The 13,362-nt window shown below is 55.1% G+C and carries 14 protein-coding genes and 1 tRNA gene; 12 read left to right on the forward strand and 3 right to left on the reverse strand.

Going from position 1 to position 13,362, the window contains the following annotated elements:
* Positions 1–107 precede the first annotated feature (107 nt).
* The 12 genes from QHG98_05425 (at position 108) to QHG98_05480 (ending at position 11,496) form a co-directional block, all read left to right on the forward strand.
* A complete protein-coding gene (locus QHG98_05425; protein ID MDH7597168.1) occupies positions 108–1,262 on the forward strand; it encodes a glyceraldehyde-3-phosphate dehydrogenase in 1,155 nt (384 codons plus the stop codon).
* Positions 1,238–2,320: a tRNA-intron lyase gene (endA, locus tag QHG98_05430; GenBank protein MDH7597169.1), complete on the forward strand. Its 1,083-nt coding sequence runs from the start codon at positions 1,238–1,240 to the stop codon at positions 2,318–2,320. Before QHG98_05425 ends, endA begins: the two co-directional genes overlap by 25 nt.
* Positions 2,321–2,661: 341 nt before the next feature.
* Complete coding sequence (locus QHG98_05435; GenBank protein MDH7597170.1) at positions 2,662–3,354, forward strand: ABC transporter ATP-binding protein; 693 nt, start codon at positions 2,662–2,664, stop codon at positions 3,352–3,354.
* Complete coding sequence (locus tag QHG98_05440; GenBank protein ID MDH7597171.1) at positions 3,351–4,208, forward strand: hypothetical protein; 858 nt, start codon at positions 3,351–3,353, stop codon at positions 4,206–4,208. The genes QHG98_05435 and QHG98_05440 overlap by 4 nt, the downstream gene beginning before the upstream one ends.
* A 16-nt stretch (positions 4,209–4,224) precedes the next feature.
* Entirely contained in the window at positions 4,225–5,433 is a 1,209-nt protein-coding gene (locus QHG98_05445; protein ID MDH7597172.1) for an ABC transporter permease, read from the forward strand.
* Between the two features lie 171 nt (positions 5,434–5,604).
* Complete coding sequence (locus tag QHG98_05450) at positions 5,605–6,666, forward strand: helix-turn-helix domain-containing protein (GenBank protein MDH7597173.1); 1,062 nt, start codon at positions 5,605–5,607, stop codon at positions 6,664–6,666.
* A 104-nt stretch (positions 6,667–6,770) separates the two neighbouring features.
* Positions 6,771–7,466, forward strand: coding sequence for a hypothetical protein (locus QHG98_05455; GenBank protein ID MDH7597174.1), 696 nt, complete (start codon positions 6,771–6,773; stop codon positions 7,464–7,466).
* 154 nt (positions 7,467–7,620) lie between these two features.
* Positions 7,621–8,277, forward strand: coding sequence for a hypothetical protein (locus QHG98_05460; GenBank protein ID MDH7597175.1), 657 nt, complete (start codon positions 7,621–7,623; stop codon positions 8,275–8,277).
* A gap of 288 nt (positions 8,278–8,565) precedes the next feature.
* Positions 8,566–9,249, forward strand: coding sequence for an energy-coupling factor ABC transporter permease (locus QHG98_05465; GenBank protein ID MDH7597176.1), 684 nt, complete (start codon positions 8,566–8,568; stop codon positions 9,247–9,249).
* A 1-nt stretch (position 9,250) separates the two neighbouring features.
* A complete protein-coding gene (locus QHG98_05470) occupies positions 9,251–9,535 on the forward strand; it encodes an energy-coupling factor ABC transporter substrate-binding protein (GenBank protein MDH7597177.1) in 285 nt (94 codons plus the stop codon).
* Between the two features lie 3 nt (positions 9,536–9,538).
* Complete coding sequence (cbiQ, locus tag QHG98_05475) at positions 9,539–10,303, forward strand: cobalt ECF transporter T component CbiQ (GenBank protein ID MDH7597178.1); 765 nt, start codon at positions 9,539–9,541, stop codon at positions 10,301–10,303.
* Entirely contained in the window at positions 10,300–11,496 is a 1,197-nt protein-coding gene (locus QHG98_05480; protein MDH7597179.1) for an ATP-binding cassette domain-containing protein, read from the forward strand. Before cbiQ ends, QHG98_05480 begins: the two co-directional genes overlap by 4 nt.
* Before the next feature lie 422 nt (positions 11,497–11,918).
* On the opposite strand, the gene QHG98_05485 is transcribed toward QHG98_05480, so the two are convergent.
* The 3 genes from QHG98_05485 to QHG98_05495 all read right to left on the reverse strand — a co-directional run bounded on the left by QHG98_05485 (position 11,919) and on the right by QHG98_05495 (position 13,337).
* Positions 11,919–12,296, reverse strand: coding sequence for a hypothetical protein (locus QHG98_05485; protein ID MDH7597180.1), 378 nt, complete (start codon positions 12,294–12,296; stop codon positions 11,919–11,921).
* 18 nt (positions 12,297–12,314) lie between these two features.
* Positions 12,315–12,388, reverse strand: a tRNA-Thr gene (locus QHG98_05490).
* Complete coding sequence (locus QHG98_05495) at positions 12,357–13,337, reverse strand: TIGR00269 family protein (GenBank protein MDH7597181.1); 981 nt, start codon at positions 13,335–13,337, stop codon at positions 12,357–12,359. The genes QHG98_05490 and QHG98_05495 overlap by 32 nt, the downstream gene beginning before the upstream one ends.
* Positions 13,338–13,362: the final 25 nt, after the last annotated feature.

Consider the following 13,362-nt stretch of genomic DNA (forward strand, 5'->3'; position numbering starts at 1 on the left):
TCTAAGGAGCGATATATTAACCTTTGGGAGAACAATATCGCCCCGATATCCTTCCAAGAAATCTTAAATATGGTGCCTTCTCAACACCGCGCAGGAAGTGATCGTACTTGAATAAGAACGCTGGCTTTGTGGGTTTTGATGGCACGGAGAGCAAGAGGACCATATTCGCCCTGCATGCCGTTAAGCAGGCAGCCGGCATCGGTGGCGACATAAATGTGCTCGTGAGAAAACCGCACGCCAGAGCTGTATCGATGCTGAGGAAGATGATCAGGATCTGCGGTGTCAGGGCATATGCCAGCAGTGACGAGGACAGAGCAAAATGGGAGAGCGCGGGTTTCAGGCTTGAGGGAGGATACAGGGATTTTTTCGATAGCTCCGAGTTTATCATGATCGGCACACCGGGGGATGAGGAGCTCCCCTACCTGAAATCAGGGCTTGAACACGGCTGCTTTGTCGCTCTGATGGGGGGAGCCCACAGGGATGAGCTGCAGAAGGGCCTTGAGGAGGAGGGCTTCCAGCTCACAGATGATGTGAGGGAGGATCTCAGGAGGGAGTTCTTCTTCGGGCTTGAGAACTACGAGAGATTTCTTAAGGCGAAGCCAAAGGTCGTGCAGTGCACAAGCTGCAACACGACAGGCCTGAGCAGGCTTGCATATGCCGCGCGGCCTCTCGGTCTCTGCGGCATGATCGGGAATATCGACAGAAGACATGGTGATCCGCACACGGTCGTGCGCGCATCGCCAAGCGCCATACAGTTCGGGAGGGGCGCAGGGCATCAGGGTGCAGATGCTGGCACGATATTCAAGGACGTAAAGTTCTCGATACGCGCCTCTAAGGTGCCGACGACGGTACCGCACACGAACTTTCTCAACCTGATCTTCAAGGGGCACCCGACACCGCAGGAGCTCGTCGAGAGGCTTGCCAGCACGCGCGAGGTGGTCGTGATACCCTACCAGGATGCGGGCGGAAGACGGCACGAGTGGACGAGCGAGATCCTCGAGGCATTTCTGTCTGGCTTTGAGAGGCCAATCTCTCCGGAGATATTCGAGCTTCTTGTATCAGATGCGATAATACCATTCGAGCTCGGCGATTACACGATCATGCAGACGGTCTCGATGGTTGAGCAGATGTCGATCGCTGTGCCAAACCATGTTGAAGCGTACATGCTCTCATGCGGCTACCCCGCTGCTGATGTGCACGAGACGGTGGACAGAGCCATCGGAGTGGTCCATGGCATATGGCCGGACAGGCTGAGCATCTGAGAATGTCAGATGAGCCGCTGCTCGGAAGGCTTGAGTCTGGAAGGGTGCATCTCGGAAAAGATGCTGTGAGGGCCATCTACGAGCAGGGCTACTTCGGGCGGCCTCTTCAGGACGGGCTTGAGCTGACGCTCGTCGAGGCCGCATATCTTCTCGACAGATCCAGATTGAGGATCGAGTCTGATGGGAATATCCTGAGCTTCCGGAGCTTCTTCGAGCTCGCATCCTCCTTTGAGAAGGGCTTCGAGTTCAGGTATGTCGTCTACAAGGACCTGAGGGAGAGGGGCTACTATGTCCAGCCCGGGATACCGGACTTCAGGGTCTACCCGCGCGGCGGTCACCCCGGAAAGACGCCTGCAGAGTTCTACGTGCTCGTCGTCTCTGAGAGGACTCCGCTGCCTCTGGAGAGGATCGTTGAGCCGCTGAGGCTCTCAAGCCAGATGAGGAGACGGCTAATGCTTGCGGTCGTCGATGAGGAGAGCGATATAACATACTACGAGGTGAGGGTATCGAATCCCGCAGGCAGGACAGAGGCTGCAGAGCCCGGCGGGCAGGCGACGCTTCTTGATGACAGGGTGGTGCTCTGGGACCCTGCGGCATCGGAGCGGCTGCACAGGCACGGCTTTTATGGAAAGATGATCGGAGAGAGGCTCCAGCTCTCGCTTGTGGAGACCGCATACCTTCTTGAGAGGGGCATGATCCAGCTCGTTGACCGATCAGGTGCTCCAGTCCCGTTTGAGGAGCTGATGAAAAGGGCGTCAGAGATCGAGGATGAATTTGATATGAAGTACCGGGTCTACAGGGATCTGAGGGACAGGAGGCTTGTCGTGAAGACAGGCTTCAAGTTCGGCACGCACTTCAGGGTGTACAAGAGCGTCGATGCGGAAAAGAGGGGCACGCACTCAGAGTACCTGGTGCATACTGTGAGAGGTGATCATGTGTTTCACCTCCCCGTGCTCTCCAGAGCGGTCCGTCTGGCTCACAGCGTGCGCAAGATGATGGTGTTCGCATACACCGATGACGGCGTGGAGTATGTGGAGATAAGGAGGCTCAAGCCATGAGATCGCGGATGGGCCGTAGACTATGACTATGGGCTTCAAGACCGCATGCTGGGCACAGGATCCGCAATCTCCAGCCGATCGGAGAGATCACATGCGCGAATATGGTGGTCTGATCACGGGCTGATTATCTCGCAGGCTGCGAGCAGAGCAGCACGCTCTGGTAACAGTTTCTTTCAGCCTTTTGCATGCATCCCGCATTGAGGTCTGTCTGAGAGCGCGCAGGTGGCCTTCTGCGAAATGGAACGATCTGTACGTTCACTGTACGTTCGATCGGTACACAATTTATCTATCGTTCCGCGGATCTCATGAACGGTAATGTTGGTGCACGTGGTGATGCTGGATTGAGGGTTATATCGCTCAGCGACATAAGAAAGACATACATCACAGGCGATGCAGAGCTTCCCGTGCTGAAGGGAATCAACCTCAGCATAGAATCCGGAGATTTCCTGGCGCTGATGGGGCCGTCGGGCAGCGGGAAGTCAACGCTCATGAACATCATCGGTTGTCTCGACAGGCCAACAGCAGGCACCTACACGTTACTCGATCAGGATGTGAGCAGGGCCTCCGAGGAGGAGCTGGCGATGATAAGAAGAGACAGAATAGGCTTCATATTCCAGGCCTTCAATCTCATCGGGCGAATATCTGTGCTCAAGAACGTCGAGCTGCCGATGATGCTCAAAGGCATGCCACGTGATGAGCGGCGGGCCAGAGCGATTCAGCTGCTGGAGTCGGTTGGCGTGGTGCACAGGGCGGATTTCAGCCCGCTCAACATCTCCGGAGGAGAGAGGCAGAGGGTCGCGATAGCCCGGGCGCTTGCAAACAACCCTGAGATCATAATCGCTGACGAACCAACAGGGAATCTCGATCTCAAAAGCACAGAGGAGGTAATGGATATTCTGAGCGGTCTGAACAGAGAAGGCCGGACGATCATAATGGTCACACACAACCCTGAGATCACAAAGTACTGCAATCGAGTTATACGAATGAGGGACGGCAGAATACTGGATCAGTCATCGATGGAGGAATCACCATGAGATTTCCAATGTGGACGATATCATTGCTGCTCATCATCTCAGTCGCATGCGCTTACCTGTATCACATGCCGGTGAACATACAACCGACCGTGGATCCGGCTGTCCTCATGCCTGGGGATGACGCAGTGATCGCCATAGAGCTGGAGAACGGCGCAGCCAGCTACGGCGCCGGCGGGGAATCTGTCGCCGGGACATCAGCCCACAGCACGCTCATCTCGACCCCGCTCAATGCCACAAGGCTCACAGGCACTGATATGATCGAGGTTCTCACAGGGGATTACCGTAACCTAGGGATGATCGGCCCAACAGACAGGATCACGATCTACTACAAGATCAGGGCTTCCGGGAACGCCACGATGGGTACGCATCTTCTTGATTTCGAGGTGCAGGGTGGTTACGATGGCATAACGATCCACAGAACGATACCTGTGAAGGTGGATCCAGCAGCAGTCACACTGACTCGAGCAGAGGATACGACCATGGGCAGCATCAATCTCAACGTTGCCAACCCGCGCGAGAATACTGTGAACGCTGTTACAATAATTCCATCTGCGAGGGGCGTCAGGTTCTCGCCCGAGGAGTACTACATAGGCACCATGGACCCTGACGAGGTCTTCACGATAAGCTTCAAGGTAAATCCCTTGGGGCAGACAGAGCTTAATGCGCCCATCAACCTGAGCTTTGTGGCGCGGTTCAAGAACGGCGAGACCTGGCATGAGTCTGAGGCATATGTGACGCGATACTCACCGCCTCGAGTAGAGCCTAAACGGAACAACCTTTTCCTCGCAGGCGTGGCGGTTCTGCTCCTGATACCGGCTGCTTACATCTACAGGCGGAAGAGGCTGAAAGTTTAGGATCTGGAGCTGCAACATGAAGCTTTACGACATCCTGGATCTGATATCTATAGGATTCAAGGCAGATCGCTTCAAGACGCTGATGTCCAGCCTTGGAATAATAATAGGGGTTATGGCCATAGTGGTCATGCTCTCTGTTGGCGAGGGGCTGTACTCCGGCGTCTCATCACAGTTCAGCACACTGGACCTCGATGTCATACATGTGATCCCGGGCAGATTCAGCTTCGGAGGACCGCCAGCCAGGAGCCCTGAGGAGCCAGCAAAGTTCACAGACAAGGACACGAAGCTCCTGGAGAACATTCCTGGAGTGAGAAATGTGGCTCCCCAGACATCTGCAGGTGTGATAATCGGCTTCAGGAATACAAACGCCTCCGCCACCCTGGTCGGGGTCGATCCGGAAAAGGAGCACGATCTCAAATCGAAGATCTCTCAGGGGAGATTTCTCACAGAATCCGACTACACATCGATTGTAATAGGCAGCGGCGTCGCCGATGGACTCTTCAGAATGAGGATCTCGCCGGGAAACAGGATCCGTATATACTACGAGGACAATTACATGGACTTCAGGGTTGTGGGGGTCCTCAGAGAGGAGGAGTCATCCGGAATCAGAGTGGGTAACATCAACACCCAGATGTATGTCACACACAGGGCCATGAAGGAGCTTCTCGGGAGGGAGAACTACTACTACGGAACTTTCCAGGTCACGGTCGACGATCCTGAGAGCATCGATGATGTGGTCGACCGGATAAAGCTTGATCTGAAGAGGTATCACAGGGACGAGGCATATGATGCGACGACACCGAGGGATATGCTCTCCTCCCTGATGAGCATACTGAGCATGATCAAGTATGCGCTTGCTGGAATAGGCGCGATATCGCTTGTCGTTGGCGGTATAGGCATCGCAAATGTGATGATGCTCACCGTGAAGGAGAGGATTCGGGAGATAGGGGTAATGAAGGCCCTCGGCGCAACAACGCGGGATATCCGCATTCAGTATCTCCTGGAGGCCGGCCTGCTGGGGGTGGTCAGCAGCATCATCGGGATAGTGCTAGGCATCGTCGTATCATCTGCCATAGGATCTCTTGCAGGTCTGCCTTCCGCCATAAGGATACAGTCGATGCTCACAGGGATGCTTTTCGGAGCCGTCTCCACAGTAATAGCAGGAGTTTATCCTGCCAACAGGGCCGCCATGCTGGATCCGATCGAGGCTCTGCGGAGCGAGTGAGTGCAAGGAGTTGAGCCACCTGAAGCACATAAAGGTACACGCATACGTATCATTACAATATCCGTGTAAATTAACGTAATTCGTGTGAGATCAGCATCTCTTTTGACATCGAAAACCATTTCTACGTATTGAAGCAAGTAGACCCAGAAGAGCAGCGCATGTGAAGGCAGTATGAATCAAACGTCCAGGCTGTTGATCAGAGCTGCAAAGGTCCTCTGGATTTGCGTCCTATTTTTGCTCGTAATGAGCAGTGCCGCTCTATCAGCTGATGAGAACAGGTCTCTCGTTCTGAACGTTTACCTCGACTGGACCGGCAAGGCGCTCATAACCGGGTACGCGGACAGCATTGAGGGGCTTCCATTTCTGAGATCATCCCAGTACACCTACGATAACTCCACATCCCAGCTCTATGCCCTCACAAACACGCTCACATCCAAGGCTGGAGATGCATGGACCCTTCAGATCCAGTCTTATGGATCATACGAGCGGTACAGCATGATGCTATACCTTCCAGGAGACGCGATGCTCAGCAGCATAAGCCCTTCAGATGGCCTGAGCTATCTTGTATCATCCACAAACCAGTCGTTAGCTGTCGATCTTCAGGGATACGATCTGGTGGATCCTTCTGTTCTGGTCGAATACAGGCAGCCGCTCCTGGCAGGCTCGAACGCATCATCGGTAAATGCATCTCTGCCGCCAGGAAGGAAGAGCCAGGCGTATTTTGCAGCGGCAGCATCTGCTCTGCTCATCGCATGTGGCAGTGCCTTCTTGATCCTGAGAAGAAGGATGGGGTCGCAGGTAGTACCATCGCAACATGAGCCACAGGCAATCAGCCCGCAGGATATCCAGCGGATGGAATCGGATGGATCGCTCCGCTCTGAGCGCGCTTCCGAGGGTGAGTTTCACGATGTCGCGATGGATGCTGATCAGCCTCAGGATGCCACCAGAATTCCCTTCATTCCGGGCTCTGAGCCGATAGAGATAACAAGAGAGATGGCCGCGGTGATAGAGACTCTGACCAGCAGGGAGAAGGCCGTCATAGAGACGCTTCTGAAGAGGAGCGGGCGGATGACCCAGGCGGATCTTCGATACGAGACCGGCATACCGAAGTCGTCATTGAGCGGCATCCTGAACTCTCTGGAGAGGAGAAAGCTGATAAAGAAGAGGGAATGGGGTAGAACAAACGTTATAGAGATTGCAGAGTGGTTTGTTTCTGGAAAGGAACAATCCTGAACATTTCTGGTCTGAAAATACCGACTATATGGACGTTCGTCCTGCATGCCTCTTTTATATCGTTCAGACAGAGCAGATCCTGCCCGAGAGGGCGAGGTGATGATGTGTCAGGACTGAAGATTATGGGTGTGCTGGCGCTCGCAGCGCTTCTTGCTGTGCCAGCGATGTCCATGCATGATGGCATGCGTGGCAGATTTTATGATCGAGGGTATGGCCCTGAGGTGGGGCCTGGCGGCGTCTGGCTCCTCATGGATGACCTCACGCAGGAGGATCTCGACAACATGACGCTTGCGGAGATCAGGGAGCTCAGGGAGACGAAGAGAGCCGAGCTGGAGAACATGACTTTGGCGGAGATCAGAGAGCTGAGGGAGAAGAAGATAGCGGAGATGAACAACACGACGCTCGCGGAGATGAGGGGAAAATACATGGAGTGCCCCTACTGGCCCATGGGCGGAGCTCAGGGTCCGAGGGCCGGAGCGCCAGGTGCAGGCCGTGGCTGTGATGGACGCGGTCTCGGCATTGCTCCATTCGGAGGTCTATGGATGCTCATGGATGACCTCACGCAGGAGGATCTCGACAACATGACGCTTGCGGAGATCAGGGAGCTCAGGGAGAAGAAGAGAGCCGAGCTGGAGAACATGACTTTGACGGAGATCAGAGAGCTGAGGGAGAAGAAGATAGCGGAGATGAACAACACGACGCTCGCGGAGACGAGAGGAAAATACATGGAGTGTCCCTACTGGCCCATGGGCGGAGCTCAGGGTCCCAGAGGTATGGGATACGGAAAGATGCAGAGATGACTATGGTATGGGGTTCCCCTGCAGGATCGGCTGGCCTTCAGCAGGCCAGCAATCCTGATAACCTTTATGTAATGCATATCGCACTGCATATTTATCCATGCAACTGCAGCAGATCTTTGCATCTCAGCCGGAGCATCTGGGCGTGGTGTGATTGATGCATAAACTGGCAGTAGCCATGATCGTTGGATTCATTGTTATCGGCTCATCCTCTTGCATTCCATTCTCAGGCTCGCTGAGCAGGGATGCCCCTCCGGATATGCCTTCACCGGATCCTCCGCAGGAGCTGGACGTGCTGCGTCATGGGATGTGCATGCAGGAGGGCTGCATGATCCCGATGCTACACTACCGTGGGTTCGCCCTGCGCGAAAACGTATCCTCCATGCTGAGCATCTGGATCGAGGGCATGAGGGAGGTGGATCCGGCAAAAGCGAGGGAGCTGCTCTCATCGAACATGAGCCTGGAGGAGATACAGGCAGAGATCAGCAAGGGCAACATCACGTACAGAGGCGTTCTCCGGGTCGCGCAGGATGTTTACCAGCTGAGAGGGATCGCTCTCTCGCAATCGGGAAATATAACCAGAATAGATGCGGAGCTGGCCAGAATCAGGTTCGGAGACGCAGGAGCCGGGGAAGGAGCTGAAGCTGGTGAGGTAGCTGGTGACATAAGTCTCACGATCGACGACGATCTGCAGCTCGGCAAGGGCAGCATGAGGATCAACGCGGGCAGCGCGAGGGGCAGCTACAGCATCATCCTCGAGACTGTTCCGGAGGGAATGAGAAGGGGCTGGCATCATCAGGCTCCTCGCGCTTGACAGTCCAGACAACCAAACCGGAAATTGCAGGCTTGCAGACGATGTACCCGAAAATAACATCGTAAGAGAATCAATTTCTTCCGCATGGGTGACCCTGCGTCATGAGCATTTTCTGTTGGTGCTGGGCTGTTGCAAAGCACGGCAATCTGCTTCCAGAACTCACATCACTGTTACACACTCCCAAAAGCACAGCGTCAATCCCATTAATGAGATCGTCGGGATCCGAGTTAAACTTTTTTGATACATAATCAAGTAATCTTTATATATCTGTTACGCGGATCAGGGCTCATGCACATCATGGAGGGGTTTCTCCCGCATCCCTGGTGGGAGATCTGGTTTGCAGCATCGCTTCCCTTCGTGGCCTACGGGGTGAGCAGGATTGGCAGGATGGCGCGCGAGCGGCGCGAGACGATGCCGCTCCTGGCGGTAGCCGGCGCCTTCATATTCGTGCTCTCTTCCCTGAAGCTCCCCTCTGTCACAGGGAGCTGTTCGCATCCCACAGGCACCGGGATAGGCGCCATACTCTTTGGGCCTTGGATAACATCCGTCCTTTCCACAATCGTTCTCCTATACCAGGCGCTTTTTCTGGCACATGGAGGTCTGAGCACGCTCGGGGCGAACGTCTTCTCCATGGGGATTGCCGGGCCTGTCGTGGGTTATCTGGTTTACAGAGCGACGCAGAGGTTCAATCTCTACCTTGCGGTCTTCCTGGCAGCTGCGCTGGCAGATCTCGCGACATACATCGTGACATCGCTGCAGCTCGCGCTTGCGTTTCCGGCTGCTGATGGTGGTGTTCTTCTGTCACTGAAGGCGTTTGCTGCTGTGTTTGCGATCACACAGGTGCCGCTGGCGGTCATAGAGGGTGTGGTCTCGGCTCTGATGTTCAAGTACATACTCCAGGCGAGGAGCGAGGTTCTGCTGAGGCTCAATGTGGTATCAAAAATGGATCTGGTGAGGCTGCAGGGGGGATGATATGAGAGGAGAGCTCATAGCACTCGCATCGATACTGATCTTCTTCGTGGCATTCCTATGGACCAGTCAGAGCGGTCTGCACGAATGGGAGGGCGCTGATTCGAAGGCTGAGGGTGTGATAGAGGAGCTGACAGGCGGAAGCTATACCCCATGGCTGAAGCCGCTCTGGGAGCCGCCAAGCGGCGAGATCGAGAGCCTATTCTTCAGCCTCCAGGCAGCGATCGGCGGCCTGGTCATAGGATACTTCCTGGGGTACTACAGAAGGAACGCTGGGGACGGAAACTAGGGTATGCACAGGCTCCTGGACGACTATGCGCATGAGAACGGATTGAGGGGGGTGAGCCCGAAGCTCAAGCTCGCTATAGGCGTGTTCTCAATAATCGCATGCATCGCATCCCCAATGCCTGCTGTGCCCCTTGCTGTGTCAGCATGCCTGAGCGCTGCTTTGATCGCGCTGGCCAGGATACCCTGGAGGCTTTACATCGGTCTGACCGCAATACCACTCTCCTTCGCGCTCCTTAGCGCCTCAGTCGTCGCGCTCATCAGCCCCGGGGAGGCGCTGGTGAGCATCGGCGCTCTCAGGCTCAGCAGCGAGGGGATGTGGCTTGGCCTGCTTCTGGTATCGAGGACGATCGGCGGCACATCCTCACTCTTCTTCATGGCCCTCACAACCCCCATGACTGAGATCTTCGCCATTCTGAGATCCATGGGACTGCCGGAGTCACTGGTGGAGCTCTCGATGCTCATATACCGCTATATCTTCGTCCTCCTTGAGGAGGCGATGATGGTGCACAGCGCTCAGGATATGAGGATGGGATACTCAAGCATCAGGAGCTCCATCAGCTCCTCCGCCATGCTCGCCAGTGTTCTCTTCATAAGGGCCTGGGAGAGGGGAGAGAGGCTGATGGTGGCCATGGACTCGAGATGCTACAGCGGTAGGATGCCTCTGGTGGAGAGCCATTCTGTGAGGCTGGACCATCTTGCAGTATCTGTTATTTACATTCTCTCGATCACAGCACTGCTGCTCGCGGTTATCAGGGGAGGATCAGCTTGAGCGAGATACTCGGGCTCAGGGATGTGTGCTACATCTACGGAGATGGGCATGCTGCTCTCAGGAACGTCACCCTCTCCATAGAGAGCGGCAGCAAGGTCGCCCTCGTCGGTCCCAATGGCGCTGGAAAATCCACACTGCTGCTGATGCTCAACGGTACCCTCAGACCATCATCTGGAACGGTCCTTTTCAGGGGCGAGCCGATGAGGTATGATTCTCGCTCTCTCATGGATGTCAGGAAGAGTGTGGGCATGGTATTTCAGAACTCAGATGACCAGCTCTTCGCCCCCACTGTTGAGCAGGACATCGCATTCGGTCCTCTTAATCTGGGGTATCCGGGAGACAAGATCGAGAGATATGTTGGCTATGCTCTGAGCTATGTGGGTCTGGAGGAGCACCGGAACCGGCCTCCACATCACCTCAGCGGCGGGGAGAAGAAGCGGGTCGCCATAGCAGGGATCCTGGTGATGGAGCCGGAGGTTCTGGTTCTGGATGAACCGACAAGCAACCTGGATCCTGCGACATCTGAGGAGATCATGGAGATGCTCGATGAGCTGAACCTCTACGGGAAGACCGTGGTGATCTCCACCCATGACGTGGAGCTCGCGTACCGCTGGGCTGATGAGGTTGTGCTGATGGACGGCGGGGAGGTTGTGCGCACCGGCCCGCCGGAGAAGGTGTTCGCGGATTCCGATACACTCAGGAAGGCTCGCCTGAAGCTTCCCGCAGTTCTGGAGATCTACAGGGAGATGCTGGGGAGGGGGCTCCTGGCGCCAGTGGACGAGATGCCAAGGAACATTGTGGATCTGATGCACCTGATAGAATCAGCAGCTGGAATATCGGGGAGGAAACCGGGCAGGATATACATATGCGACATCTCCGGCACCCCGCCCTCAAGGATTCGCGATATACTCTCATCTGGCGCAGTGAGCTACATCGGCGCAATGGGGACTAAGGCGAAGATGGTCGCAAACGAGGAGCTTCTGGAGCTTGATTTCTCCTATGGGGTCGTGGACAAGTGTGTGCTCAAGGCGATAGCAGGCAGGAGCTCTCTCATCATAACATCCGGCGGCATGGTGGAGCATGCAGAGCGCAGGATCAGGTCCTACGCGGAGGAGTTCGGCATCGATATCGAGGTTATACTCCTCCCCAGGGCGCATGCATCCACACCAGTAGATAATATTAATTTATATTAATATTATGTGATCTTTCACTTTCTGTGCACGCAGAACAAAAATCAAAAAATATGATTATGGTTCATGGCATCAAAATATTATCATCAATGGAAAGTTATTAATACTCTTATTACAACCATGTACATATGAAACAGATGAAGTGCACTAAATGTGGATACCAGTGGGTTGCAAGGGTGAGCAAGCCGAAGGCATGTCCGAGATGCAAGGCACGCCTGGACATCAAGAGGAGGAGACGCGTCTGAGGGCAGGCTGTGCCCTCCAGATCTCTCCACTGGCGTATCGCAGCTGTCCGGCGGTAGGCCGGCATGAACTGCTGGAAAACAGCCCCATAAATGTATCCGGCTCCAGCCTGGTGGCATGCAGGCTTGATGCGTTATTCCGTAAGATGGCTGGGTCGGTACTTCTCACAGCCGATCAGCGTCTCAGCTTATCACGTGGCGTATTCTGTAACCTGTCCTGGGCGCTGTCATGTTGAGCGAGATGTATGGAGGCGAGATGCTCACGTTCATGAGCATTGACAGCTCTGAGAACAGCGTGTTGTTTACGAGATCACCAATGTAAGGTGGGCTGTAGATCATGCTTATGGATGTGCGGTCTGTCGAAACATAGCCTGAGTACTCTGATATCTCCTCGACGGGTTTGGCCTGTGCTGTTGTCTGCCCCTCCTGCCTGCCCGAGAAGAGCTCCTCGAGCTCATCTAGCTCGCTCTTCGATACATCCTTCTCCACAACCTTCGGTATTGAGAGGACAGGTGAGAGCATGAGATACGCCACGATCACCAGCACCATCAATCTCTGCATGATAACCCCCACAGGAGAAGCCCCGGGCGTGATTCGAACACGCGACCTAGTGATTACAAGTCACTCGCTCTGACCAGCTGAGCTACCGAGGCGAACATCGGGGCATGAGTTCTCGCTTTTATGACTTAAAGGCTTTGCTCTGAACTCCTCCAGCAGCTGGCATGTCTTGCAAACACTGCTCCCCGCAGGCTCGCCGCACCTCTCGCACCGCTGGAGATCAACGTGAACATCGGGCGCAAGCTCGCGGATCCTGTCGAACCCCCTCAGGATCGAGTACTTCGTGCCCGGATGTCTTGCCTCCAGATCGTTGAGCATGTTCTTGACTTCAAGCCTCATCGCTCTGGGGACGTTCGGGCAGGATTTGTGGGTGCGGGGAAATATACCATGAAGCATCGCGTAGGTTGCGACCTCGCGCTCCGGGATCCTCCTCAGGGGCTTTATCCTGTAGACCATCCCCTCCCTGTGGCGCTTCGGTACAAGCCTGAAGAGTCTGTCGACATCGCCCCTCAGGTAGTTCAGAAGCACGGTCTGGGCCTCGTCATCGAGATTGTGGCCTGTGGCAAGCGCGATTGCGTTGAGCTCCCTAGCTGATCTGTTGAGAAGGTGCTTTCTCATGACGCCGCAGTAGGTGCATGGCGCCTGGCTGAGATCCTCTCTTGCGATCTCATCAATGGTTATGCTGAACTCCTCTCTGAAGCTGAGGGTGATGTAGGGCACCTCAAGCCGATCCGCAAGCTCAGAGGCAGTTTGCAGTGTGCCCTCCCTGTAGCCGCTTATGCCCTCATCGACCATCAGGGCGACGAGCTCGATATCCCTGCGGTGGGAGAATATCATCTTCAGCGTGTAGAGCAGCACAGAGCTGTCCTTCCCTCCGCTCAGGGCGACTGCCACCCTGCCCCCTCTGGAGAATATCCGGCAGGCCCTCAGTGTCTCACGGATCTTCCTCTGCACATCCTCCTCGAAGTGCTCAGCGCACAGATTGAGGCCCGAGTAGCGCTGGTGTATCACCGAGGGCCTGCTGCACCTGCTGCAGGGGATCATGGCTTGATACTCTCTTCAGGCTGGG

Origin of the sequence: Methanothrix sp. (genome assembly GCA_029907715.1) — an archaeon.
Classification (GTDB): domain Archaea; phylum Halobacteriota; class Methanosarcinia; order Methanotrichales; family Methanotrichaceae; genus Methanothrix_B.

Coding starts and splice junctions, on each gene's coding strand:
- endA (MDH7597169.1), top strand. CDS start 1,238: ATGGCCGGACAGGCTGAGCATCTGAGAATGTCAGATGAGCCGCTGCTC.
- QHG98_05440 (MDH7597171.1), top strand. CDS start 3,351: ATGAGATTTCCAATGTGGACGATATCATTGCTGCTCATCATCTCAGTC.
- QHG98_05445 (MDH7597172.1), top strand. CDS start 4,225: ATGAAGCTTTACGACATCCTGGATCTGATATCTATAGGATTCAAGGCA.
- QHG98_05450 (MDH7597173.1), top strand. CDS start 5,605: ATGAATCAAACGTCCAGGCTGTTGATCAGAGCTGCAAAGGTCCTCTGG.
- QHG98_05460 (MDH7597175.1), top strand. CDS start 7,621: ATGCATAAACTGGCAGTAGCCATGATCGTTGGATTCATTGTTATCGGC.
- QHG98_05465 (MDH7597176.1), top strand. CDS start 8,566: ATGCACATCATGGAGGGGTTTCTCCCGCATCCCTGGTGGGAGATCTGG.
- QHG98_05470 (MDH7597177.1), top strand. CDS start 9,251: ATGAGAGGAGAGCTCATAGCACTCGCATCGATACTGATCTTCTTCGTG.
- cbiQ (MDH7597178.1), top strand. CDS start 9,539: ATGCACAGGCTCCTGGACGACTATGCGCATGAGAACGGATTGAGGGGG.
- QHG98_05485 (MDH7597180.1), bottom strand. CDS start 12,296: ATGCAGAGATTGATGGTGCTGGTGATCGTGGCGTATCTCATGCTCTCA.
- QHG98_05495 (MDH7597181.1), bottom strand. CDS start 13,337: ATGATCCCCTGCAGCAGGTGCAGCAGGCCCTCGGTGATACACCAGCGC.